We start from the raw sequence: 26048 nt of genomic DNA, 5'->3' as shown, positions 1-26048 counted from the left end.
TAGGAGAAGCCGGTCTGCCGAAGATCACGACACTATAACTTGACTCGACACTTTATTGTCTGCCCAATGAACTCATCGCTGCATACACATGATCAAACCCGCCTGAATGCACTAAAAAGCTGGCTACAGGCACTTGCGCCAGCACACGGCCTTGACCTCGACACCCTGGCAACAGCCTCGGCCGATGCCAGTTTCCGTCGTTATTTCCGTCTGCAGGCGCGCAACGGCACGCTGGTTGTCATGGACGCTCCCCCGCCCAACGAAGATTGCCGCCCTTTTATACACGTAACGTCCTTGCTCCGCGATACCGGCCTTAACGTGCCATCGATTCTGGCGCAAGATATCGACCAAGGCTTTTTGCTGCTGTCAGACCTGGGCCCACAAACTTATTACCAAGCCATACAGTCGGGCCTGAGCGATACCGAACTTCAGCTGCGTTATCGCGAAGCCTTGGCGGCGTTGGTGCAAATGCAGGGGGCCCAAACTACCAACCTGCCCGCCTACGACAAAAGCCGTTTGCAGCAAGAACTTTCTGTTTTCCCCGAATGGTTCGTCGCCCGGCACTGCAAAGCTGAACTCACCGAAAAAGAGTCGCAGCAACTTTCGGTCATTTTCGAGACACTACTCGAGGACAACGTCAAGCAGGGTACGGTACTGGTCCATCGCGACTTCCACTCACCCAACCTGATGCTGTGTACCGAGGCACGCTACGGCGCCAACCCCGGGATCATCGACTATCAAGACGCCCTGGCAGGGCCCATTACCTACGACATCGCATCGCTGGTCATGGATGCCCGCACCACCTGGGAAGAGCCGCAACAACTCGACTGGGCGATCAGATACTGGGAAATGGCACGCAAAGCCGGCCTGCCCATCGCCGCCGACTTTGCCGACTTCCATCGGGCCTACGAATGGATGAGCCTGCAACGCAATTTGCGCATTATGGGGGTCTTCGCCCGCTTATCCCACCGCGACGGCAAACACCACTACCTAGATCATATGCCGCGCGTCAGCAATTACGTGCGCCAGGTAGCCTCGCGTTACGGGGTCTTCATCCCCTTGCTGCGTATGCTCGACCGGCTTGAAAACCGCAAAGTCATAGAAGGTTATACATTCTGATGCGTGCCATGATTTTAGCGGCGGGCCGTGGCGAACGCATGCGGCCGCTTACTGACCACACGCCCAAACCGTTACTGAGCGTTGCGGGCAAGCCGCTTATCCAATGGCACATCGAACGTCTGGTCAAGGCCGGCATAACGCAAATCGTCATTAATCATGCCTGGCTTGGCCATAAAATAGAAGCTGCGCTAGGAACAGGTCATGCCTTGGGTGCGCACCTTCAGTATTCGCCCGAGCCCACTGCCCTAGAAACCGCTGGCGGCATTGCCAAAGCGCTGCCTCTACTGGGCGAAGCTCCCTTTCTGGTTGTTAATGGCGACGTATGGTGCAACTGGCCATTTGAATCGGCCCAACATATGGCCGATCAATTATCCGGGCAAAGCAAACAAGCCTGGCTGCTGTTGGTCAACAACCCCGACCACCACCCTCAAGGCGACTTTTATCTTGAAACAAACGGCCACATTCGTCCCGACCCTTCAGACGGCATTACAGGTAAGCTTACGTTTTCCGGCATAGGTGTTTACGCCCCCGCGCTGTTCAACGAGTTGCCTGTTAACCAACCCGCACCGTTGGCGCCCTTGCTGCGGGCTGCCATGGCAAAGCAACAAGTCATCGGCACGCATTACAATGGCGCTTGGGTCGACGTTGGCACACCCGAACGGCTGGCTGCACTTGAGCAGCAACTGGTCGCTCAACCACGGGGTTGAGCTCACTCACGTAAACACACTCTGGCGCGGGCGCAAGCACCGTGCCCGAAGCCCTTGATATCACGTCTGCCAATCACAGGAAGTAAAACATGGCACTATTCGGTTCCTCTAAACGCACAGCTTTCAAACCCACGCCCTATGGCTCAACGCGCAAAAAACGCCGCGTGCCACGCTGGCTGATTTTGATGCTGACCGGTGTGGTGTTGGGGTCCGGCGGACTGCTGTTTATACAAAAAAGCTACGGCCCGACCTTGCTGACGGTCGAACAAGCCGACCAGCTTCGCCAGGATCTAAACAGCACAAATCTGGACAAACAGCGCCTGCTAACACAGGTTGACCGCCAAACTCACGAACTCGACGAGTTGCGTAGCGCACTTGAAAAACAGACAGTGCGGGCCGACAGCGCTGAAAAAAACTACAAGCAACTTAGCGAAAGCCTACAAGTGCTTGCAGATGCGGTGCCGGCCGACCCTCGCGGCACATCACCGGGCATACGGGCTGCCGACTTTACCCTTGTCAATGGCCAGCTGGCCTACAAGCTGCTGGTCATGCAAAACAGCGCCGAAGCGCCAGCATTTCAAGGCAAGATGGATTTCGCCGTTGAAGGACGCTACCCCAACGGGCACTCAACCACGGTCGATATACCCGTCAGCACAGTAGAAATCGGCCACTACACGGCCCTAACAGGGGCCGCCGAACTGCCACGCGCGTTTACGCCTGTACAAGTCACGATACGTATTCGCGACCAGGCCGACAAGCTGGCGGCAACGCGTACCATTCGGGTAACACGCTAAATCCGTCTATCGGGCTATACAACCGCCCGCTGCAACGCGACCTCCACATAAAAAAAGCGCCGGTTTCCCGGCGCTTTTTTTTCAGCAGGCAGCGCCCCATCTGTGCCAAAGCGAACGTGCCCCGCGGCAATGGATGCAAAGCGTGCAACCACGGCTAGCGCGCAAACGAAAAGGGCCGCGTCTTTTGGACGCGGCCCTTTGAATTTTGTGGTGGGTTGACTGGGATTCGAACCCAGGACCAACGGATTAAAAGTCCGGTGCTCTACCGACTGAGCTACCAACCCGACCGAAGAATTAAATTATGACATAAACTTTATCGGTCTGTCAAATAAAAACCAAGAAATTTTAAATTTTTTTGGTTTTTACTCCGGAAAACATGGCGACAAAAAAACGTCGTTTTATTTCCGAAGGGCGCTAGTTTACCTCATTCTTGAGATTCGTACTTCGGCGCCGCGACGTTTTACCTCAAGGCCCTCGGATGGCAAGATTTTCAAGCCTTCAAGACCCTTGATATAACTGGACCCTTGCATCTGCATGACTCGAATCTTATTGCGCATAACGGCAGGGCTATGCTCGGGCATACCAAACAACCAGACCTCTTCGAGCAAACGTGCTGAATTGAATTCGGAGGTATGCGGCGCCACCGGCCCCAAGCACAGCATTTGCCCCTCGCGACCAAATACCGGCAAAGTATCAAGCCCGGCATCGACCAACAGCGTTGTCCCGCCCTCGTAGCGCCACCCCGTGTTCAGATCCCACCAGGCGGCCCCTTCGGGCAAGTACACTTTTACCTGGCGACCAGGCTGCGTTGCGGGCGCAACCAGCAATGCCGGCCCCAGCATATATTGGGTGTCCCAAGCATGGGCAACGACATCATCGGGAAACACCATGGCCATCGTGCGTTGAACCGGCAAACCTGTACGCACAGCATCTTCGATGATGCCAAGCACGTAAGGCACCAAACGATAGCGCCACTGCAACCAATGTTTAACCAACGCCTGTGTCTGGGCATCGAACGCCTGCGGCAACAAAGCCTCTGTCGCCTGAAAACTGAAATTAGCCGAGAACACGCACGTGGCCAACCAACGCACGTAAAGTTCTGGTGTCAGGTTGGCCACAGATGCCGCCGCGTTGCCCAACGCATGCATTTGCACCGGCACGCCGCTGGCCCCAACCGAAAGCGCCGTACGCAGCGAACGCTCAAAGCCCGCCCAATCGTTGGAAACCGCTGGGCCCGACTGCCACGCAAACCGCTGCACCGCAGGGAAAAGGTCGTTGCTGAACACCACGCCTTCTTGCGGTGTCTTGTGACCCGCTACGGCATCGAACAAGGCACGGCGAGCCAGCAAGGGGTAGACAACTCGAAGCTGCGCCCCGGACTCGCCCCCGCGTGCCGTAATGCCGTCTGGGATATTAAACTGCGCGTCGCACACTGGGGCGCCGATGCCATCATCAAAAACCTGACGCTGACGTTCGGACCAGGCCTTATAGACATCTTTATTGGTCAGGTCAAGCAAACCGAACGGTCGCCCGGCGCTGGCCGGCGTGCCGTCAAAGACATGCGCATTGCCGTCGTCGTCATTGATCAGTAACCAACCGCGGTCTTCCCACTCTTCGAACAATACGGTATCGGCTAGCACACCCGGGAAGGTAGGCACAGCCACTTGCGCATTCAGTTTTGCAAATTCGGCAATCAAGGCTTTCGGGTCGGGCACGCGCCCGGCGTCCCACTCGAAAACCGGTTTGTCGGCCTGAAACCCGTAAGGTGCCGGACCCGTGAGACGAACCGCATCAAACGAAAAAGCGGCGTCGCGAAGCTTGCGTGCCACCGACAGCAGTTCAGCAGTGGATTGACCCGGCGCCTGATCAAGCCAGACGCCCATGGGCCACAGGCCGGGCTGGCCTGCACGCCCTGTCAGGGCAGTGTATTGGTTGAGAATTTCGGACGGATCACCCGCAAACAGAAACACATCGAGGACATCGTCGTGAAGTGCCAGCGTATACAGCCCAGGATCGGTATCGCCCAGGTCGTGACAAACACGCGAAAGCGTATTGGCATACACCCCCCAACCGGTCGGGCACCACAACAACGGCAGTGCGCGGCTATCGGGCAAGTCACTGATCAGTGTTTGTCCTCTGCGGTCGAAGTCGCCAGCGGTTTCGCCCAAGCCGAATAATGACTCTTCATCATCGAGCTCGAAGTGGGCATGCCAGACAAGGCCCGCATCGGTGCCACATTGCGCTAGCGCTGGTGTACCAGAAGCAAGCAGCAGGTGCTCGCCCCGCAGTAACGACCAGCAGCCGTTGGACTGGATTTCAAGCGAAATATCGCCCTGCTCGATGCACCATGCGTTGCCACCGCCATCGAGCACTGAGCTGACCGCAAGCTCGCTTACGGGCTCGGGGCGCACCAGCAACATCTCGGCGTGTCGCACGGCACGCGCGGACGGCTTTTCGGGTGACAGCAATGCCAGCGCGCCGCACTGCAGGCGGAACACGCCCGGCGCATGGGCTTCGATGCGCAGATACGAATCGGTATCGGCGATCTGAAAATCAACCGTCGTTGATTTTGCGCTTATAAATTTCAGAAGATCGATGGGCTTCACGTTTTCAAGGTCAGACTTTGGCGACACAGCGCATTCCCTGGGCTTAAAGCCTCAAAGCATTCAAAAGACGTTATTTTGACGGATTTACGCTATAAAACAAAATCGTTTCTTGTTTTTCGACCTAATCCCGCCACTCAAGACACCGATTTTCTGGTGACCCGGCATATTATGGGGCCGTTATCACTAACCGATGCAACTTTTAACGCTTGCCAGGCGCAATGGCCATCAACAGTTCGCGCTCTAGTGGCAGCGGTTCGCAACAGACCGACGCAGCGATAATTTCGGCAGCAAGCGCCGCCCAGCTCAACCCCCTGGACCCATACGCGCAGGCCACCCAAACGCCGTTTGCCCCCAAAAGCTCACCCACAACGGGCAACCTACCGGGCACCACCGCCCGCCAGCCCGACCACCCGCCTACGACCGCATCAGGTAATCGTTGTATTGTTTCTGCCGACAAAAACGCGCCCAACTTTTCAATGATATCGTCGTGGCCTGCCTGCGTCACAGCGGGCGTTTCAGCACCCAATGCGTAAGTCCCGCCGGCCACATTAACTCCATCGACCGATGGCAGCCAATAGCCGGGGCCGTCAATCACTACGTTCGGATTGGCGGCAGTGCGCTGTGTGTCGAAGTAGCTGACTTGGCCCGCAATAGCCTGCAATTGCCGCAATCGCGGCGCCCGATCCAACAACCCACTGCGTTGCAAGAAAGGGACCACACCAGCGGCATTCGCCACAACTACGGTGGCAGCCTGAGCCAGGACATGATCACCGGCGCTGCGCAGCAACCAGCCCCCATCATCGGCCCGCTCAAGCCGGTGCCCAGCGGCCGAAATGCGCTGCACAAGTGGCGATGACGTTAGTGCGGCGATCAGCGCCCCTGGTCTGATGAGCAAACCATCGGCAAACAATACCCCCGGCACCGACAAAGGCACAGCCGCGGCAAGCGATGCGGCAAGCGAAGTTTGCCAGCGGGCCCAGCCCGCGGGAAAGCCTCCGCCTTCCAGCGCCGCACGCACACGATCAACCTCATCGGCATCACCGGCCAAACCGAGCGTCCCGGTTTGAAGCGGCCTGGCGTCGGCCGCGAGCGCTTGCCAGCGCTGCCACGCCAGACGAACGCCTGACCGCGTCAGACGCGCCCGGTAATCGTCGTCGCGCGAGACCACCGGTGTGGCCGCTGCCGCCAGATGCCCTGCGTGAACTCCTTGTGCTGATCGAGAAAAAGCAGGATCAATAATATTTACCTTACGACCCCGGGAGGCAAACGCCCATGCGACAGCGGCCCCGGCAATACCGCCGCCAATGACCATCACCGGCGCCACAGACAAGGCTCTGCCCTGTTCGGGGAACGCAAGATGGGCGCCATGAAAAATGCCGGGGCGCAACCTCGCCACACAAACCTCAGCAAGATCGCCGCTTGCCGTCGGCACAATAAACCCTGCCTTTTTGAGTCCTTTTCCGAGATCACTGGAAACATCGACGGCCGGCAATGCCACACTGGCCTCGCGTGCCGCCATGCGGGCCAATTGCCCGTAAGGGGAATACCCACCGGTTTGCGCACCGACGGTGGCCAGCATCGCATCGACAAAATAATGATCAACACGGGCCTCGGCCTGCATCAGCGCCTTCCAAAGCGGCATGTGGAACAGGGTCAATGTGACCGCCCCACCCTCAAAATCGAGGCGACTGACACCCGGCAACGGCGCATAGACAGATTGCGCAACGCGCAGCGCTTCATGACACGCTGCCTCATCGTCGGACGCAAAAAGCCATGGGTCGCCAGCCGGGTTGACGTCGGCCGGGCAAAATCCCACGTAATGCAATCGCTCAGAACGATTCGCATCGCTACGCCAAGTCGACCAGGTTGAAATGAATCGATGCCCGGCGCCGAACGCTGTGTCGCACACCGTAAATGACGAACGCCCCCGCCACCCGACCGGTAAGCCGCTTGCCGACAACCATGCCTGCGTCGGTATTGCCAGGCTGCAGGGAGAATCACTCATTACGTTTTATTAATTCTGTCAGAGACGGCACGCATAATGTTGCGTAAACTTATAGGTCGAAGGCAACAGTAAAAATCGGCATGAATACACAATCACTCCACCTTGGCGAAAACCTCGAGACCGCTGTGCGCGCAGCCCGCGCTGGCGCTGCAATACTGCAGTCGTATGCGCATCGTCGACAAGACCTGATCATCGACAAAAAGGCCCGTAACGACCTCGTATCGCAGGCCGACCGCGAAGCAGAGCTAGCCATTTTAGAGGTTCTTAAAACCGACACACCACAATTTGGCATTGTGGCTGAAGAAACCGGCGGCGACGTCAACGGCCTGGCCACCTGGTACATCGACCCGCTCGACGGTACAACCAACTTTCTGCATGGCATCCCGCATTACGCCGTTTCTATTGCCCTGGTCGCGCACATTGGCACGCAATTGCCAGGCGTGGGCGCGCTGACCCAAGATACGCCGGTCATCGGGGTCGTCTACGACCCGTGCCGCGAAGAGCTTTTCACTGCACTACACGACAGTGGCGCATGGCTAAACGGTCATCGTATTAACTGCTCGCATACCGACACGCTGACCGAAGCCTTGTTGGCCACAGGCCTGCCCTTTCGCGACTTCAGTTTCTACGACTCGTACATGCCCACGCTAACCCAGGCCATGCACAATACCCGCGGGGTTCGGCGCTTTGGTTCGGCGGCGCTCGACCTGGCCTGGACAGCGTGCGGCCGCTACGACGGCTACTGGGAAATGGGCCTGGCCTCATGGGATGTCGCCGCAGGCACCCTGCTGGTCCGTGAAGCCGGCGGCGTGGCCGACGACATCAACGGCCATACCCCGTGGCCTATTGGCGGCAATATCTATGCAGCCAACAAGCGGTTGGCCCAGCCCATGCAGCAATTGGCCCAAGGCAAACTCGCGTCATCCAATCCATCCAGTCAATCCGGGCAAACATCATGAAGCTTGTCGAACCTTTGGTCAGCTGGCAACCCGAAATCGCCGCCATTCGTCGCGACATCCACGCACACCCCGAACTGGCCTACGAAGAGTTCCGTACGGCCGATGTCGTGGCCGAGCTACTCTCAAAGTGGGAGATCCCGGTACACCGTGGGCTGGGCGTTACAGGGGTCGTTGGCACCATTACAGGCAACAGACCGGGTAAAGCTGTAGGGTTGCGCGCCGACATGGATGCCTTGCCCATGCAAGAAACCAACAGCTTTGCGCATGCCAGCAAACACGACGGCAAAATGCACGCCTGTGGCCACGATGGTCATACAGCCATGTTGTTGGCGGCAGCCCGATATCTCGCACAAAGTCGCGATTTCCCGGGTACGGTATATGTCATTTTCCAGCCTGCAGAAGAAGGCTTCAGCGGCGCAAAACGCATGATCGACGATGGCCTGTTCGACCTGTTCCCGATCGATGCCGTATTCGGCATGCACAACTGGCCCGGCATGCCTGCGGGCAGTTTCGGGGTCATCCCAGGCCCCATCATGGGCGGCAGCAACAATTTCGAAATCACCCTACAAGGCAAAGGCGCCCATGCCGCCATGCCAAACTTGGGCAACGACCCCATCATGGCGGCCGTACAAATTGTGCAGTCGCTGCAAACCACGATTACCCGCAACCTCGACCCACTCGAGCCAGCCGTCTTAAGTGTGACGCAAATTCATGGCGGCACCGCCGACAACGTCATACCCGACACCACCGAAATTCGAGGCACGGTACGCACGCTGTCCGAAGCTGCACTCGACCTTATCGAACAACGCATGGACGACATCATCAGGCACACGGCTGAAGCCTTCAACTGCGCGTCAAACTTTGTTTTTGCCCGAAAATACCCGCCTACGGTCAACCACGCGGCAGAGGCGGCTCTTTGCGCCGACGTGGCTCGCGACATCGTCGGCAATGACCTGGTATTTCAAGACATCCGACCCTCTATGGGCGCCGAAGACTTCGCCTTCATGCTCAAAGAAAAGCCGGGCTGTTATGTCTGGATAGGCAACGGCGACGGCGACCATCGCACCAAGGGCCACGGTCTTGGGCCTTGCACGCTGCACAACGGGAGCTACGACTTCAACGACAATCTGCTGCCCATCGGGGCCAGCTACTGGGTCGAACTGGCTTGCCGCTGGCTTCGCCAGGCCAACTGAAGGTCGCGCCTACCCATGCAGCAAACACCACCTCCCGCACAGCAACCCGTCAACGAGCCCATCATCATCCCGCGGCGCCTCGACCCCGAAGACGCCCAGCAAGCGCTGCAAAAGCTTCAGGGCATCCTGAAACGACAAGAAGTTGTCGAGGCCCTCGCGCATCGCCAGTACGAAGAAGACGACAAATCCAACCTGCTCGAAGGGATTCTGCATCGTCAGCACGAAAGCGAAATCAAAGACATTATCAACGACCTGCATCCGTCTGATATTGCTTTCATTCTCGAATCCCTGCCCGTCGACGAGCGCCAGGCCGTCTGGCAACTGGTCAACCCCGAATTCGACGCCGACGTTCTGCTCGAAATCGATGACTGGGCGCGTGAGTCTCTCATCAAGTCGATGGACCGCAAAGACCTCGTGGCCGCCACCGAGGCGATGGATGCCGACGAGATCGCCGACCTGGTCGCCGATCTGCCACCCGACGTCGTTGCCGAAGTCCAAAAAGGGCTGACCGACGAAGAGCGGGCGCAACTCATCGAGGCCATGGGTTACCCCGAAGGCACGGTGGGCGCCATCATGGACTTCGAAATGGTCCGGGTGCGCGAAGATGTCTCGCTTGAGGTCGTGTTGCGTTACCTGCGCCGCCTGCAAGAGCTCCCCGACCACACCGACCAGATCTTTGTGGTCGACCGGCAAGACAAGCTGCAAGGCGTTTTACCGGTTTCAAGATTACTGGTCAGCGAACCCGAAGTCGATGTGAAAGAGGTCATGCATACCGACTTTCTCACGCTCAACCCGCTCGACTCCGACGCCGATGCGGCAGGGGCTTTCGAACGCTACGATCTGGTCTCGGCCCCCGTCATCGACGACCAGGGCCGCTTGATCGGTCGTGTCACCATCGCCGAAGTGGTTGACGTGATTCAAGAAGACTCACAAGAGCAGGCACTGTCTCGTGCCGGTCTGCAAGAAGAAGACATGTTCGCGCCGGTGGTCAGCGCCATCCGCAACCGCGCACCCTGGCTGCTGGTCAATCTGATTACCGCATCGGTCGCGTCATTCGTCGCGTCCCGCTTCGAAGACACCGTCAGCCACATTGTCATTCTGGCGTTTTTGATGTCCATCGTCGCCGGTATCGGCGGCAACTCGGGCAACCAAACCATGACCATGGTCATCCGGGCGCTGGCCATGGGGCGCGTCACCGGTTCTTCGGCCTGGCGACTGGTCCAACGCGAGTTAAAAGTCACCTTCATGGTGGGCGCTTGCGGCAGTCTGGTCGCCGCCAGCTTTGCCTGGTGGATTTCCGGCGAATGGGCCATTGCTCTGGTCATGATGATCGCCATGATCGGCAACATGCTTATTGGTGCCGCGCTGGGTGTACTTATCCCGGTGCTGCGCGACCGCTTCGGCAAAGACCCCGCCATGGGCTCTTCGGTGCTGCTCACCTTTGCCACCGACTCGTTAGGCTTCTTTATTTTCCTGGGCCTGGCGTCTTTGTTTCTGCTCTAAGCTAGGGTGACAGGCCCTAAAAGCCTTGCCACTGCACAACGCCCCTTCACATATCGCCATAAAAAAACACCCCAAAATCTGGATTAGCCTCCAGCTCTTGGGGTGTAATTTATTAGCCTGACCGCGCGTTAACTTAACTTGCCGTGGCAGTGCTTGTACTTTTTACCGCTACCGCAAGGGCACGCATCATTTCGCCCTACTTTAGGTACACCACCCAACGCCCCCATCGACGCAGGCTCTTCTTCCAAGCCAGGGTCTGTACCGCTAAGTGCGGCATCATAGTCGGAGTGATGGTAGGTGACGCTACCCACGCCAGACGGCTCGGGCTCGGCAACCTCGACTTGCTCGGGCGTTTGAATACGTACAGTCATCAATACCCGAACCACTTCCGTACGCACCCGGTCGAGCATATCGGAAAATAGCTCGAAGGCTTCGCGTTTGTATTCTTGCTTAGGATCTTTTTGAGCATAACCCCGCAAATGAATACCCTGACGCAAGTGATCGAGGGCTGACAAGTGGTTACGCCAGTTGGTGTCGATGGCCTGGAGCAGCACCGAGCGTTCGAACGGCGCCCAGTTGTCGCGACCGACAAGCTCAACCTTGGCCTGATACAACCGCAGCGCTTCGGCCTGCACGCGCTCTAGCAGATCCTCATCGGTAAGATTGGGCTCTTTCTCGAGCATATCGGCCAAGGGCAGGACAATAGCCCAGTCGGACTCGAGCGTTGCCTGCAACGCGGCGATATCCCACTGGTCTTCGACTGACTCTTCAGGCACATAGGCGCGGAACGTTTCCACGATGGTGGCATTGAGCAAATTGACCACCGTGTCGCCGACATCCGCTGCGTCGAGCACATTGTTGCGCTGAGCATAAAGCACTTTGCGCTGATCATTGGATACGTCGTCGAACTGCAGCAACTGCTTGCGGATATCGAAGTTACGTGCCTCTACCTTGCGCTGTGCAGACTCGATGGAGCGAGACACCATGCGCGCTTCGATAGGCTCGCCCTCGGGCAAACGCAAACGTTCCATAATGGCACGCACGCGATCGCCTGCAAAAATCCGCATCAGGGAGTCTTCGAGGGACAAGTAAAAACGCGAAGAACCGGGATCACCCTGACGACCGGCACGGCCACGCAGCTGGTTGTCGATTCGCCGTGACTCGTGGCGCTCGGTACCAATAATACGTAAACCCCCTGCTGTCTTAACTTGCTCGTTCAGGGGTTGCCACTCTTGCTTGACCCGCTGGACGCGAGCCTGCTTTTCGTCTTCAGACAATGATTCATCGGCACGGATCAGATCGACCTGCTTGTCGATGCTGCCGCCGAGCACGATATCGGTACCCCGACCTGCCATATTGGTGGCGATGGTAATACGACCCGGCTTACCTGCTTCGGCAACAATTTCGGCCTCGCGCGCGTGCTGCTTGGCGTTCAGCACCTCGTGAACCAGCCCGGCCTTACCCAGCAAGGTCGACAGGCGCTCTGAGTTTTCGATGCTGGTCGTACCGACCAACACCGGCTGACCACGCTCTTGACAGTCTTTGATGTCGGCCAGAATGGCGTTGTACTTTTCGTCGTCAGTTTTGAACACCTGATCGTTCTGGTCGATACGGAGCATAGGACGATTGGTCGGGATCAGTACGGTCTCAAGACCGTAAATTTCCTGAAACTCGTAGGCTTCGGTATCGGCGGTACCCGTCATGCCCGACAACTTCTCGTACATACGGAAATAGTTCTGGAACGTAATGGAAGCCAGTGTCTGGTTTTCGTTCTGGATCTTTACGCCTTCCTTGGCCTCGACTGCCTGGTGCAGACCATCGGACCAGCGACGGCCCGCCATGAGGCGACCGGTGAACTCGTCGACGATAACGACTTCGTCGTCGGCCACCACATAATGCTGGTCGCGATGGAACAAATTGTGCGCCCGCAACGCAACCATTAAATGGTGAATAAGAGAAATATGACGCGGGTCGTACAAAGACTCGCCCTCGGGGAGCAAACCGATGCGCGACAAGATCTCTTCGGCGTGCTCCATGCCCGACTCAGACAAGTGCACCTGCTGGCCTTTTTCGTCGACCCAGAAATCGCCTTCCGGCTCCGGCTCGTGGGGCTTTGGCTCGGAGGCCATGCGCACCATCATGGGCGGTACCGCATTCATGCGAATGTAAAGATCGGTGTGATCTTCGGCCTGACCGGAGATAATCAACGGCGTACGAGCTTCGTCGATAAGAATCGAGTCGACCTCGTCGACAATCGCGAAATTCAGGCCACGTTGACGCCGATCTTCTGAGCGATACTCCATGTTGTCGCGCAGGTAATCGAAGCCGAACTCGTTGTTGGTGCCGTACGTAATATCAGCGGCATATGCTGCAATTTTTTCGTCGTTTTCTTGCTGGGGCACGACAACGCCCACAGACAGCCCCAGGAAGTTATACAAACGTCCCATCCAGCCGGCATCGCGACGTGCAAGGTAATCGTTCACGGTAACCACATGAACACCCTTACCCGCCAGGGCATTCAGGTAAACCGCCAGGGTGGCCATGAGGGTTTTACCTTCGCCAGTGCGCATCTCGGCAATTTTGCCGTTATGCAAGGCAATAGCCCCGAGCATCTGGACATCGAAGTGCCGCATGCCAAAAACACGCTTGCTGGCTTCGCGAACCACGGCAAATGCTTCCGGCAATAAGCTGTCGAGCGTTTTACCTTCGGCCAACCGCGCTTTGAACTGGGTTGTTTTTTCCCGGAGCTCGTCGTCGGACAGCGCCTGAAGCGACGGTTCGAGGGCATTGATTTGCCCGACCAGCTTTCGATACTGTTTGAGGATCCGGTCGTTGCGGGAACCTAAAAGCTTTTTAAGCAGAGAAACCATAGTTCTTCGTATGAGTTGGCGGCCGCGCCGCAGGAAAACAATACAGTTTAACGCACCTGAGAACGCACGTTTTTGACGTCGTCATCTGCACTGGCCACAAGGGTTTTCTCAACCTCAGGCTGGCTTAAAAAAAGTCGTGGATCAAGCGGGTGGCCGCCGATTCTGACTTCGAAATGCAAGTGCGGGCCCGTAGAACGACCCGTAGAACCCACCTTCCCGATTTTCTGACCTTTTTCGACGAGGTCACCAACCTTGACGCCGAGCTGCGACGCATGCGCGTATCGGGTTACCAAACCGTGACCGTGCTGAATTTCGATGGTTTTACCGTAACCGGGCTGATTACCCGATAAGGTCACCACACCGCCAGAGGCCGCATAAATAGGCGCACCATGGGGCGCTGCAAAATCCAGCCCTTCGTGCATCGTATGACGCCCCGATATCGGGTGACGACGCCAGCCGTACGACGAACTGAGATAAGGATAATTAACAGGTGAGTAAGAAGGCATGCTGGCCTCGATCCCCGCACGCTTTGTCATGACAAGGTCAAGCATGGCAAAACTGTCTCGCTGCATGGCCAGCCGGCGTTCCAGCAAGTCCAATTCGCGCCCCAGGGTTTCAGCAGACTCGTAAGGCACAGCCAGCCCGCCCGGCTCATCAAGCACATGCACCCCCTCTTCGAGGCTCGCTTGCACTTCCGGGTCGGTATACGACACACCTGCCGCCTGCGCAACCCGCTTGCTCACCCCGTTCATTTCAATAACCCGCGCCTGAAGCTCGCCGACCTTTGCGGCCAACTGCCCCAGGTTAGCGCGCAGCAATCCGCTGTCGCGCGCAGCGACCTGATAGTTCTGCGGCATGCTGTGCGTAGGCATCACGCTGTCGGCCTGAGCCAATTGTGCGTAACCCCAGGCCCCAGCGCCTGCCGAGCCTACCATCAGGGCAAGCGCCGCCGGCACCCAAACCCAAAGCCGTTTGTCTTTGGCGCTAGAATGCGCACTGACGGGGTCTTGCTTTTCAGACTTCAATTCTTTCACAACTGTCATTCCTTACTTATCCTGCATATGTCAGACACACCACGCCGCGCAAGTGCCTTTTTTGGGCGCAAGACGGGTCATACAGCCTACGATTGGCTGAACAATGACCAGCGGGGGGTCAACGTACTGGCAACAGCGCAACAACTGCTGCAAATTGAGCGCGCAACACAGAAAGCACTGCCACCGGCCCTGGCCAGCAGCTGCCGCGTTGCTCGCATAGAAGGCGATAAAGTGACACTCGCGGTACCGAGCGCCTCTCATGCCTCGAAGCTTCGACAGCTCGCCCCAAGAATCGTTCAGTTGCTGATACAAACTGGCTGGAACGTTAACGAAATCAGCGTCAAGGTTCAAGCAAACCTGTTACAGGGCGAGATAAAAACAGCACGGGAAAAAGATGTGATCCCACTGGATGCCCAAGCCCTGGAGGCCTTTGAACACTTGCGCAAAAACACGCCCGAGGGGCCGCTGTCGGACGCCTTGGCGCGGCTTATTGCGCGCCACAAGCCGTAACCCGATGCCACTGCAAAATAAAAAACGCTGCAAAGGGCAGCGTTTTTTATTGCCATACCGGTTAGTTTAACCGATTGAATTTATGCAAGTTTCCATTCGTGGACCAGAGCCTTGGGCGCAGCGGCAGCAGACTCGTAGGTGACGATTTCCCAGGCAGATTCGTCGGCCAACAATGCACGGGCCAACTGATTATTAAGCCCGTGACCCGATTTGCACGCCACATAGCGGGCCACTAATGGCTTGCCGATAAGGTACAGGTCGCCGATGGCATCGAGAATTTTATGTTTGACGAACTCGTCTTCGTAGCGCAGGCCATCGGAATTAAGCACCCGATATTCGTCCATGACGATGGCGTTATCAAGACTGCCACCCCGTGCCAGACCTGCGGCAAGCAAGGCCTCGAGCTCGTTAACGAAGCCGAAGGTGCGCGCGCGCGCAATCGCCTTGACGTAAGACTCTTTTGCGAAATCGATTTCAGCAAAGTTGGCGGTAGCATCGATAGCAGGGTGACGGAAGTCGATGGAAAACGACAAGGCAAAGCCATCGTGGGGCTCGAGGCGAGCCCATTTGAGGTCGTTGCCCTCGCCCTCTCGAACCTCGATGGGCTTGAGTACGCGAATGAATTTTTTGGCGGCCTGCTGCTCTTCGAGGCCGGCCGAACGCAGCAAATAAACAAAGGTACCAGCACTGCCGTCCATGATGGGGACTTCTTCGGCGTTGAGGTCGATGTGCAAATTATCGATGCCCAGACCGGCGAGCGCCGACATCAGATGCTCAACCGTAGAGACCCTGACATTATCTTTCTGCAAAACAGACGCCATGCGCGTGCCCCCTACCAGACTAGCCTGGGCGGGCAAGTCGACGACCTGAGGCAGATCGGTTCGGTGGAACACGATACCTGTGTTGGGTTCGGCTGGACGCAATGTGAGCTCGACCCGACGGCCGGAATGAAGACCAACCCCGGTCGTACTGATGGGTTTTTGCAGGGTGCGCTGACGTAACATGATGATATTTATGGTGCTATTTTTAGCGCCGTGATGTATTCACGACGAGGTTTTTATTGTAACCGCTTATCGGGCAACGTTAAGCTTTTTGTACTGCCCCTGAAACAATCTGAAAATTTCAAGCACACGCGCCCGCCCGCCGGCCTGTTCTGGGGAACAACAGGCCGGCGGGCGGGCTGCGCCAGGGCTAAACCACACCCCTACATGTGAGAGTCGTTTTTACGCTACAGCGTGCCGAGGAGTTTAATCGGCCTGCTTGCGCAAAAACGCGGGGATATCAAAGTGATCCATACCCGCCGTTTCGAGGGCGCGCACCTGAGCCGAAGCCTGACTACGCGGGTTGCGAATAACCGCCGGCACTTCGGCTGCACCCGAAAAATCGTGACCGCTTGCGAACGGCGCGTCGTCGGTACCAGTACGACGCGCTTCGTGCTGGGTTTGCACCAACTGAGGACGTGCATTTGCACGGCCCAAGCCTGTGGCCACAACGGTCACACGCAGGTTCTCGCCCATAGATTCGTCGTAAGCCGTTCCGTAAATAACGGTGGCATCTTCTGCGGCAAAGCCACGGATGGTATCCATGATTTCGCGCGTTTCACGCATTTTGAGCGTACGGCTAGCGGTAATGTTAACCAGCATGCCACGGGCACCATGCAGGTCAACACCTTCGAGCAGCGGGCAAGCAATGGCTTGCTCGGCAGCCACACGCGCACGATCTGCACCGGCTGCAATCGCAGTGCCCATCATGGCCTGACCCTGCTCACCCATAATGGTCTTAACGTCTTCGAAGTCGACGTTGACGTTGCCTTCGACGTTGATGATCTCGGCAATACCGGCGCATGCATTGTGCAATACGTCGTCGGCAGCCTTGAAGCAATCTTCCTGGGTGGCGTCATCATCCATCAGGTCGTAGAGGTTTTCGTTCAGTACGACGATCAGGGAGTGCACATGACGTGACAACTCGGAAATGCCCTCTTCGGCCATGCGCAGACGCTTGTGGCCCTCGAACGAAAACGGCTTGGTTACCACACCGACCGTCAAAATACCGAGCTCTTTAGCCACTTCGGCTACAACCGGACCTGCCCCCGTACCTGTACCGCCACCCATACCGGCAGTGATAAAGACCATGTGCGCACCGTTCAGGGCGGCACGGATCTCTTCGCGGGCTGTTTCAGCCGCGGCACGCCCCTGTTCGGGCTTGGCGCCAGCGCCTAAGCCGGTGCGGCCAAGACGGATCTGCACAGGCGCTTCAGTAGCAGCCAAGGCCTGCGCATCGGTATTGCAGCAAATGAAATCGACACCGCTGATACCGGACCGGATCATATGGGCCACAGCGTTACCGCCGGCCCCCCCAACACCGACGACCTTGATAACGGTGCCGCTGTTATTGTTGTCGAGCATTTCGAAATTCATCATGTTGACTCCCTCACATGTTCAAAAATTAGTTTTCAAAATTCCCCAATACCGCTATTTTCAGAAATCGCTTCAAAGGAAATGCCAACTGGTTGTTCGCATCTGATTTGAAACGTCTTCTTTGAACAGGCCACCCGACCTGCCCATCAAGGCACTTACGCGCCTTAATTCATGAACCACTCTTTCATGCGGGCCAGCAATGTTTTGACGCTGCCTTTTTGCTGCGCCACTTTCTTGCCCCGAACGCGCTGCACACGCGCTTCGGTCAACAGCCCCATAACCGTAGAAAACCTTGGATTGCGCATCACATCGGCCAAACTGCCCTCGTAGGCCGGCACGGCAACGCGCACAGGCTTCAGGAAAACGTCTTCGGCCAGCTCTACCACCCCAGGCAACAAGGCTGTGCCACCCGTAAGCACCACCCCTGACGCCAGCAAATCTTCGTATCCCGACTCGCGAACCACCTGCTGTACAAACGTAAACAACTCTTCAACGCGCGGCTCGATGACTGCACCCAGCGCCTGACGCTTCACATGCCGGTTCGGGCGGTCGCCCAAACCCGGCACTTCGATGTGCTCTTCGGGGTTGGCCAGCACTTGCTTGGCTATCCCGTAACGCAACTTGATCTCTTCAGCATCGGGCGTTGGCGTGCGCAACATGGCCGCGATATCGCTGGTAATTTGATCACCCGCGATCGGAACCACGGCAGTATGGCGAATGGCGCCGCCGGTGTAAATGGCTATGTCAGTCGTACCCCCGCCAATGTCCACTAAAACAACGCCCAACTCTTTTTCGTCGGCGGTCAGGCACGCCATGCTGGAGGCCAAAGGTTGCAAAATAAGGTCTTGCACCTCGAGCCCACAGCGGCGCACACACTTGACAATATTTTGTGCCGCACTGACAGCACCGGTCACGATATGCACTCGCACTTCAAGCCGCAGGCCGCTCATGCCGATAGGCTCGCGGATGTCGTCCTGGTTATCGACAATGAACTCTTGCGTCAGTACATGCAAAACTTGTTGGTCGGTCGGAATATTGACGGCCTTAGCAGTTTCGATAACGCGTGCGACATCGGTGGGGGTGACCTCTTTGTCTTTGACGGCCACCATCCCGCTGGAATTGAAGCTGGTAATGTGGCTGCCGGCAATGCCCGTGTATACCTCACGGATCTTGCAATCGGCCATGAGTTCGGCCTCTTCAAGTGCTCGCTGGATCGAGTTAACCGTTGCCTCGATGTTGACCACAACACCCTTGCGCATGCCCTGCGATTCATGCTGCCCCAGGCCGATCACTTCGAAGCGACCTTCCGGCAAAATTTCGGCCACCACCGCAACCACCTTGCTGGTACCGATATCCAGGGCAACAATCAGATCTTTGATGTCACGCGTCATAATGTTTTATTCAGAAGAAGAAGAGGAAACGGGCGCCAAAGTAACGGCAAACCCATCTGGGTAACGCAAATCGGCACTGGCCACTTTTTGCTTGAGCTGCTGAGCTAACACGGGCCAAGCCTGCACAAAACGCTCTATGCGCTTGGCAAACGGCAACGCCCCTGAACGCCCGTGCGGATCCGCAACGTCGGCAGCCGGATCTCGCCCCAGGTTAAGCAAAAGGCCATCAGACAGCTTCACAGACCACGCGTACCGCGGGCTGAGATGAATTTCGCGTACGGTCAGACCCAAGGGAGCAAACCAGCGCACCAGTTCAGCGTAACGCTGCACGACCAGCCGCTCAGCGTCTTTCGGGCCCGAAAACTCAGGCAGTGCAGCATCGTCGGGCAGCTCACCCTGGTTGGCCCGAAATGCCTCACCCCAGGTATTGATCATCTGATCTTCATTCCATAGTGCCAAAGGCTGCTGCTCTTCGAACTCGACCTGCAAAGTATTGGGCCAGACGCGACGAATGCTGACGTTTCTCACCCACGGCACAGTTTCAAGCAGGCGCCGGGCCTCATCCAGATTTACACTGAAAAAGTTGCCCATCAACTTGCCGGCAATGGTCGCCTGGACCGTCGCCGCCGACACATAGCCCAACGCTTGCTCGTCCATGGGCTTGATCTGAACTTGCGCAATAGCAAAGTAAGGCCGCTGAACCACCCAAACGACAACGCCCACAACCATAGCCAACAACGCCAGCATCGCCAGCGTATTCGCAATGAAGTTGATCAGACGGGCGTCGTTAAACACGTTCAGGTCCTTATGCGTTTTCGGGTGCGCGCACTTTGCACGACGCCGTATCAAGGATAGCCAGACATAATTCGGCGTATGTCATGCCCGCCGCTTTGGCCCCCATGGGTACCAAAGAATGGCTAGTCATGCCAGGCGATGTATTCATTTCTAGCAACCAGGGCTGCCCCTGCGCATCGAGCATAAAATCGGCACGCCCCCAACCTTCACAACCCAGCGCGGTATAGGCTTGCTCTGCCAACCGGATCAGTTCAACGGTTGTCTTTTTCTCTACGGGCGCCGGACACTCGTAACGGGTATCGTTAGAGACGTATTTGTGTTCGTAATCGTAGTTGCCGCCAGGCGCAATGATCTCGATCGCCGGCAGCGCGCGAACCTCGCGCCCTTTACCCAGCACTGGCACAGTCAGTTCGCGGCCCTGCACAAAAGCTTCCAGCAAGACCTCGTCATCAAAACGGGCGGCCAACCGATATGCAGCCAAAAGCTCACTTTCGTCGCTCACTTTAGTGATACCCAGCGTAGACCCTTCGTGGGGCGGCTTGACCATCAGGGGGTAACCGACTTCGCGTCCGGCCGCTTCGAGCTCGTCTTCGTGCTGGACGACCGCATACCCGGGCGTTGGCAGCCCGACGTTGATCCAGATTTTTTTGGTCATGATCTTGTCCATGGCCAGGCTGGAGGCCAGCACACCGCTTCCGGTGTAAGGCACGCCCATCAGCTCCAGCAGGCCCTGCACCGTGCCGTCTTCACCATAGCGGCCATGCAACGCAATAAACACCCGATCGAAACCAGCGACAACAAGCTCTTGCAGACTACGTGTGCCGGTATCGAACAAGTGTGCATCAACGCCGGCGCTACGCAAGGCTGAGCACACACCCTCACCGGACATCAATGACACTTCGCGCTCGGCCGAAGAACCGCCATACAACACGCCAACGCGTCCGTAAGCCTTGGTCATACCAAATCTCCTAACTGTGCCGGAACTTTACTGATCGAACCGGCACCCATAACAATCACAACATCGCCATCGCGTGCAAAATCAACAATGGCTTGCGGCAGATCTGCCACGTTCTCTATAAACAAGGGCTCAACCTTTCCGGCCACCCGCACGGCCCTGGTCAAGGCGCGGCCATCGGCAGCAACCAACGGCGCTTCGCCCGCCGGATAGACCTCGGTAAGCAATACCGCATCGGCCTGACTGAGCACCCTGACGAAATCTTCGAAGCAATCGCGGGTTCGGGTGTAACGATGTGGCTGGAAGGCCAGAACGATTCGGCGGTCGGGCCAGGCGCCGCGCGCAGCCGACAATGTCGCGGCCATTTCGACCGGGTGATGACCATAATCATCAACCAGGGTAAATTTGCCACCACCGTGCGCCTGAGGCACCGCAAAATCACCCACTTGGGTAAACCGGCGACCAACGCCGTTGAATTCGGCCAGCGCTCGGGCAATTTCTGCGTCTTCGACACCCAACTCAGTGGCAACGGCTATCGCTGCCAAGGCGTTCAGCACATTATGACGACCTGGTAAATTCAGGCGCACCGACAACAAGGGCAATTGGCCGTCAACAGATTTGCGAACAACGTCAAAGCACATCGTCGTGCCTTCAGGACGCACATTCACAGCGCGGACCAGAACGTCTTCACCAAAACCGTAAGTTGTTACGGGCCGCGAAATGAAGGGAATAATCTCGCGGACGTAAGCATCATCACCACACACAATGGCGCTGCCGTAAAACGGCAAGCGCTGCGTGAATTCTATGAACGCGCTTTTCAGCCGGGCGACATCATGGCCGTAGGTATCCATGTGGTCGACGTCGATATTAGTGATGATGCCCATCACCGGCAGCAGGTTCAGAAACGACGCATCCGATTCATCGGCTTCAACAACGATGAATTCACCCTGACCCAAGCGGGCATTCGCGCCGGCCGACGTCAACCGCCCGCCGATCACAAAGGTTGGGTCCAACCCACCCCCGGCAAGCACACTGGCCACCAGACTGGTTGTCGTGGTTTTACCGTGGGTTCCGGCAACTGCAATACCGCGTTTGAGCCGCATGAGTTCGGCCAGCATCAGGGCGCGCGGTACAACCGGTATGTGGGCGGCACGGGCGGCAAGCACTTCAGGGTTATCGCCCGATACGGCGGTGGAGGTCACCAAAGCCCCCACGCCCTTGATATTGTCGGCATGATGACCAATCGTTACTTTCGCCCCCAACTGTTCCAAACGTCGCGTGACGGCAGACGCCTGAATGTCGGAGCCGCTGATGGCGTAACCCAGGTTCAGCAAAACCTCGGCAATGCCGCTCATCCCGGAGCCACCAATACCGACAAAATGGATACTTTGAACTCTATGTTTCATGCGCCCCTCCCGGCGGCTAACTCGCATGCGTCCGCAATCGCCTGAGTCGCGTTCAGACTGGCATGCTCATGAGCATGGCGCGCAATGCCGGCCAGCTCGGCGCGCGAACGCTGCTGCAACCAGCTGGACAACCATTGCGGTGTCAGCTCGGACTGAGGCTGCAACCACCCCCCGTGACACTCGCTAAGGTAGCGGGCGTTAGCCGTTTGATGATCGTCAATGGCATGCGGCAATGGTACAAACAACGCAGCCACGCCAACGGCAGCGACCTCGGCCACCGTCATTGCGCCGGCCCGGCACACCAGCAAGTCGGCATCGGCAAGCGCCGCTTTCATATCGGTAATAAATGCGTGACACTGTGCGTCAACACCCGCGCTCGCATAAGCTTGTCTTACGGCATCAAGATGCTGCTCGCCGGTTTGGTGCACGACAATAGGCCGTTGATCTGGAGCCAACAAAGCCAACGCTTCTGGCAATGTTTCGTTCAAGGCTTTAGCCCCTAGGCTCCCACCCACCACCAATAGCCGCAACGGCCCTTCTCGGCGGCCATAACGCTGATCAGCGGCATCTATTTGCATTAATTCAGCGCGAACCGGGTTACCGACCATTAGGGCGCCAGGCAGCGCACCGGGAAAGCCGACCAATACTTTGTCAGCCATTTTGGCTAACCAACGATTAGCCGTGCCGGCCACCGCATTTTGTTCGTGTATGACCATAGGGATGCGCTTTAACCAAGCGGCCAAACCGCCGGGGAACGCGACATAGCCGCCCATACCAAGCACCACATCGGGCTTGACCTGCAGGAGCGCAGACCGGGCTTGCAAGCTAGCCCGAAGCAAACTGAATGGCAATGTCACCAGTGCCTTGAGCCCTTTGCCTCGTACACCAGCAAAACGCAACGGCTCGAGCGCCAGCCCATGCGCAGGCACCAAACGACCCTCCATGCGCTCAGGGTGACCCAGCCAAACGACGCGCCAGCCGCGCAACTGCATTTCGTGGGCAACCGCCAAACCGGGCATGATGTGCCCGCCTGTACCACCCGCCATGATCATTAACGTACGCGCCGTCATGTCCGTTTACCTCTCATCAGGTTCCGGTTTTCGTAGTCGACGCGCAGCAATATCGCAACCGCCACCATATTCATCACAATACCCGAGCCCCCGTAACTGACGAGCGGCAAGGTAAGCCCCTTCGTGGGCAACAAACCCACGCAAACGCCAATATTGATAAACGACTGAATACCAAACCACATTGCCACGCCCTGCGCGACCAGACCATTAAAGACACGCTCAATGGCGATGGCCTGACGGCCAATATCGAAGGCCCGCCAGATCACATAGGCAAAGCCGAGAATCAGGCACAAGACACCCACAAAGCCAAGCTCTTCGCCAATAACAGCCACGATAAAGTCAGTATGCGCTTCGGGCAGATAATGGAGCTTTTCAACACTGGCGCCCAAACCCACGCCAAACCACTCGCCCCGCCCCAACGCGATCAGGGAGTGCGAAAGTTGATAAGCACTGCCATACATATTGTCAGGATTCCAGGGGTCGAGATAAGCGAACAAACGCTCGCGACGCCACGGCGCAAGCCATATCAGCATCAGGAAGCTGGTCAATAGAATGCCTAGCAAGGCCGAAAACAGTCTGCCGTTCAGCCCGCCAATAAACAACACACCCACGGCAATGGCCACAATGACGATGAACGCACCAAGGTCTGGTTCGAGGAGCAGCACCATGCCGACCATGGCCAATGCCGCCGCCATAGGCATGAACCCCCGCAAGAAGCTTTGCATATGTGCCTGCTTACGCACGGTATAAGACGCCGCAAACAAACAAATAGCCACCTTCATCAGTTCGGACGGCTGAAAATTAATCGGCCCAAGCGGTAGCCAGCGACGCGCCCCGTTCACTTCCCGCCCAATGCCGGGAATCAGGACGACCAACAACAAAAACAAACACACCAGGAAAAGCGGAATAGCGATTTTTTCCCAAACCCGGAGTGGAATACTAAAGGCCATGACGGCAGCCACAAGCCCGACGGCCAGGAACAAGCCATGACGCACGACAAAGTAATAGCGACCGTAGTTGGCATAACGTGGCCCGTCGGCCAGCGCAATCGAAGCCGAATACACCATTAACAAGCCGAACAACACCAGCGCCAGCGTGACAGCCAAAACACTAAAGTCGAAGCTGGGCATACTGGTGCGCCCCGGCTTGACCGAGTTGATACCGGATGTCAGGTCGGCGAACAAGCTCATACCACCTCTCCGTGATCCATAGCCAGCTCGTTGACCGCGTCAATATACACACGCGCCCGATGCGCGTAATCGTTGAACATATCCATACTGGCGCATGCCGGTGACAACAGCACGGCCTGCCCTGCTTTGGCCAACAGCATGGCCTGCCTGACTGCATCGTCCATGGTTGCCGCATGTACCACGGGCACGCCAGTGTCTGCCAATGCCTGCTCGATACGCGCGGCGTCTTGGCCAATAAGCACAACCCCGGCCGCGTAGGCGCGCACAACCGGCGCCAACACAGAAAAATCTTGGCCTTTGCCAAGACCGCCGGCAATCAACACTACGTTTTGCCCCAGGCCTTCGAGGGCGGCAACCGTTGCGCCGACATTTGTGCCCTTGCTGTCGTTAATGAAATCTACGCCAGCCACAGTACGAACAAATTCGGTGCGATTAGGCTCGCCGGCATAATCGCGCAATGCGTGCAACAACGGCGCCCAACCTAACCCTGCTTCGCGCGCCAGCGCCAGCGCAGCTAGGGCATTCAGGGCATTGTGCATGCCACGAATCTTTAATGCATCAACAGGCATCAGGCGACTGAGACGGCCAACCTCGCGTCGTTGCGGCTCTGTTTGTTTGCGACGTCGCGGCGCCGATGGCGCATCGAAGTCAGCCGCTTCAGCCACACACAACCAGTTGACACCATGATCAGACGACAATCCGAAATCACCGGTCAACGTCGGCGTGGCGCGGCCAAAAGACCGCACTGCCACATCTTCCAATGCACCTACCATCTGGGACACAGCAGGGTCGTCACGGTTGATCACGGCCACACTCGCCATGCTCAACAAGCGTGCCTTGGCATCGGCATAGGCTTGCATTGATCCGTGCCAATCCAGATGATCTTGTGTCACGTTGAGCACTACCGCAGCATCAAGCGCCAATGAATGGGTGGTTTCCAACTGAAAGCTCGACAACTCCAGAACCCAGGCCTGAGGCAACGCATCGTTGTCCATGGCGTCCATCAGGGCGGTCAATGCGGCCGGACTGATATTGCCGGCCGCACGCGTACTGATACCGCAACCCGCCAACAAATGGCGTGTCATGGCCGTAACTGTCGTTTTCCCATTGGTGCCAGTGACCGCCAATACCTTGGGTGCATAACCTTGCCCGCGCATGTCTGCCAACGCGCGCGCAAACAACTCGATCTCGCCCAGCACCTCGATACCGGCCTCGCGTGCGGCCTTAAGAAACCCGCACACCGGCTCGGCGAGCGGCGAAAGGCCGGGGCTGACAACAATTTGTGCAACACCCTCTAGCGCCGCAGGGACCAGCGCATTGACGCCCAGTTGATACTCAACAGCGTACCCTGACAGGGCTGTCTTGAATGCATCGAGGCCTTTAGGACTCTCGCGCGTATCGAGCACACGCAACGGCGCACCATGACGGGCGCACCAGCGTGCTGCGGCCATACCTGTTTCGCCCAGGCCAAGCACAAGCGTTGGCTGTTCGACAGGGATGGAGGGAAAATCGAATTCGCTCATG

General features: G+C 57.3%; 20 protein-coding genes and 1 tRNA gene. 7 read left to right on the top strand and 14 right to left on the bottom strand.

Features of this window, described 5'->3' with window-relative positions:
• The first annotated feature begins 66 nt into the window (after positions 1–66).
• The 3 genes from CHR62_RS02780 (at position 67) to CHR62_RS02770 (ending at position 2620) form a co-directional block, all read left to right on the top strand.
• Positions 67–1119, top strand: coding sequence for an aminoglycoside phosphotransferase family protein (locus CHR62_RS02780; protein ID WP_093970598.1), 1053 nt, complete (start codon positions 67–69; stop codon positions 1117–1119).
• Positions 1119–1826: an N-acetylmuramate alpha-1-phosphate uridylyltransferase MurU gene (murU, locus tag CHR62_RS02775; protein WP_093970597.1), complete on the top strand. Its 708-nt coding sequence runs from the start codon at positions 1119–1121 to the stop codon at positions 1824–1826. The genes CHR62_RS02780 and murU overlap by 1 nt, the downstream gene beginning before the upstream one ends.
• Before the next feature lie 89 nt (positions 1827–1915).
• Positions 1916–2620, top strand: a complete 705-nt coding sequence (locus tag CHR62_RS02770; RefSeq protein WP_123659965.1) for a hypothetical protein — start codon at positions 1916–1918, stop codon at positions 2618–2620.
• A 208-nt stretch (positions 2621–2828) separates the two neighbouring features.
• On the opposite strand, the gene CHR62_RS02765 is transcribed toward CHR62_RS02770, so the two are convergent.
• The 3 genes from CHR62_RS02765 to CHR62_RS02755 form a co-directional block, all read right to left on the bottom strand.
• Positions 2829–2904 (bottom strand) — tRNA-Lys (locus tag CHR62_RS02765).
• Positions 2905–3039: 135 nt separating this feature from the next.
• Positions 3040–5253 (bottom strand): glycoside hydrolase family 31 protein, encoded by a 2214-nt coding sequence (locus CHR62_RS02760; protein WP_123659964.1) that lies wholly within the window; start codon positions 5251–5253, stop codon positions 3040–3042.
• Between the two features lie 172 nt (positions 5254–5425).
• Positions 5426–7231: an FAD-dependent oxidoreductase gene (locus tag CHR62_RS02755; protein ID WP_123659963.1), complete on the bottom strand. Its 1806-nt coding sequence runs from the start codon at positions 7229–7231 to the stop codon at positions 5426–5428.
• Positions 7232–7311: 80 nt separating this feature from the next.
• Between CHR62_RS02755 and CHR62_RS02750 the strand changes: the two genes are divergently transcribed.
• Genes CHR62_RS02750 through mgtE form a run of 3 tightly spaced genes read left to right on the top strand, consistent with a single transcriptional unit; the run spans position 7312 to position 10886 of the window.
• Positions 7312–8190, top strand: coding sequence for an inositol monophosphatase family protein (locus CHR62_RS02750; protein WP_093970592.1), 879 nt, complete (start codon positions 7312–7314; stop codon positions 8188–8190).
• A complete protein-coding gene (locus CHR62_RS02745; protein ID WP_123659962.1) occupies positions 8187–9383 on the top strand; it encodes a M20 aminoacylase family protein in 1197 nt (398 codons plus the stop codon). Before CHR62_RS02750 ends, CHR62_RS02745 begins: the two co-directional genes overlap by 4 nt.
• Positions 9384–9398: 15 nt before the next feature.
• Positions 9399–10886 carry a magnesium transporter gene (mgtE, locus tag CHR62_RS02740; RefSeq protein ID WP_123659961.1) on the top strand — a complete coding sequence of 496 codons (1488 nt, stop codon included), beginning with the start codon at positions 9399–9401 and terminating at the stop codon, positions 10884–10886.
• A gap of 128 nt (positions 10887–11014) precedes the next feature.
• Here mgtE and secA read toward each other — a convergent pair whose 3' ends face one another.
• A complete protein-coding gene (secA, locus tag CHR62_RS02735; RefSeq protein ID WP_123659960.1) occupies positions 11015–13756 on the bottom strand; it encodes a preprotein translocase subunit SecA in 2742 nt (913 codons plus the stop codon).
• A 47-nt stretch (positions 13757–13803) separates the two neighbouring features.
• On the bottom strand, positions 13804–14799 hold the full coding sequence (locus CHR62_RS02730) for a M23 family metallopeptidase (RefSeq protein ID WP_233574842.1): 996 nt from the start codon (positions 14797–14799) through the stop codon (positions 13804–13806).
• Positions 14800–14817: 18 nt separating this feature from the next.
• Here CHR62_RS02730 and CHR62_RS02725 point away from each other — a divergent pair, with 18 nt between their 5' ends.
• On the top strand, positions 14818–15300 hold the full coding sequence (locus tag CHR62_RS02725; RefSeq protein WP_123659959.1) for a DciA family protein: 483 nt from the start codon (positions 14818–14820) through the stop codon (positions 15298–15300).
• 80 nt (positions 15301–15380) lie between these two features.
• Here CHR62_RS02725 and lpxC read toward each other — a convergent pair whose 3' ends face one another.
• From lpxC to murD, 9 genes are all read right to left on the bottom strand, one after another.
• Positions 15381–16304, bottom strand: a complete 924-nt coding sequence (gene lpxC, locus CHR62_RS02720; protein ID WP_093970587.1) for a UDP-3-O-acyl-N-acetylglucosamine deacetylase — start codon at positions 16302–16304, stop codon at positions 15381–15383.
• A 243-nt stretch (positions 16305–16547) separates the two neighbouring features.
• Complete coding sequence (ftsZ, locus tag CHR62_RS02715; RefSeq protein ID WP_093970586.1) at positions 16548–17720, bottom strand: cell division protein FtsZ; 1173 nt, start codon at positions 17718–17720, stop codon at positions 16548–16550.
• A gap of 161 nt (positions 17721–17881) precedes the next feature.
• Entirely contained in the window at positions 17882–19108 is a 1227-nt protein-coding gene (gene ftsA / locus CHR62_RS02710) for a cell division protein FtsA (RefSeq protein ID WP_123659958.1), read from the bottom strand.
• 6 nt (positions 19109–19114) lie between these two features.
• A complete protein-coding gene (locus tag CHR62_RS02705) occupies positions 19115–19903 on the bottom strand; it encodes a cell division protein FtsQ/DivIB (protein WP_093970584.1) in 789 nt (262 codons plus the stop codon).
• A 10-nt stretch (positions 19904–19913) separates the two neighbouring features.
• Complete coding sequence (locus CHR62_RS02700; RefSeq protein WP_123659957.1) at positions 19914–20861, bottom strand: D-alanine--D-alanine ligase; 948 nt, start codon at positions 20859–20861, stop codon at positions 19914–19916.
• Positions 20858–22264, bottom strand: a complete 1407-nt coding sequence (murC, locus tag CHR62_RS02695) for a UDP-N-acetylmuramate--L-alanine ligase (protein WP_123659956.1) — start codon at positions 22262–22264, stop codon at positions 20858–20860. The genes CHR62_RS02700 and murC overlap by 4 nt, the downstream gene beginning before the upstream one ends.
• Positions 22261–23334 carry an undecaprenyldiphospho-muramoylpentapeptide beta-N-acetylglucosaminyltransferase gene (gene murG, locus CHR62_RS02690; protein WP_093970581.1) on the bottom strand — a complete coding sequence of 358 codons (1074 nt, stop codon included), beginning with the start codon at positions 23332–23334 and terminating at the stop codon, positions 22261–22263. Before murG ends, murC begins: the two co-directional genes overlap by 4 nt.
• On the bottom strand, positions 23331–24524 hold the full coding sequence (gene ftsW / locus CHR62_RS02685) for a putative lipid II flippase FtsW (RefSeq protein ID WP_093970580.1): 1194 nt from the start codon (positions 24522–24524) through the stop codon (positions 23331–23333). The genes murG and ftsW overlap by 4 nt, the downstream gene beginning before the upstream one ends.
• On the bottom strand, positions 24521–26047 hold the full coding sequence (gene murD / locus CHR62_RS02680) for a UDP-N-acetylmuramoyl-L-alanine--D-glutamate ligase (protein ID WP_123659955.1): 1527 nt from the start codon (positions 26045–26047) through the stop codon (positions 24521–24523). The genes ftsW and murD overlap by 4 nt, the downstream gene beginning before the upstream one ends.
• Between the last annotated feature and the right edge of the window lies 1 nt (position 26048).

This window comes from Pusillimonas sp. NJUB218 (assembly GCF_003788685.1).
Taxonomy (GTDB): domain Bacteria; phylum Pseudomonadota; class Gammaproteobacteria; order Burkholderiales; family Burkholderiaceae_B; genus Neopusillimonas.
The sequence above is the reverse complement of the archived record's forward strand: the minus strand, read 5'-3'. Positions and strand labels throughout refer to the sequence as shown.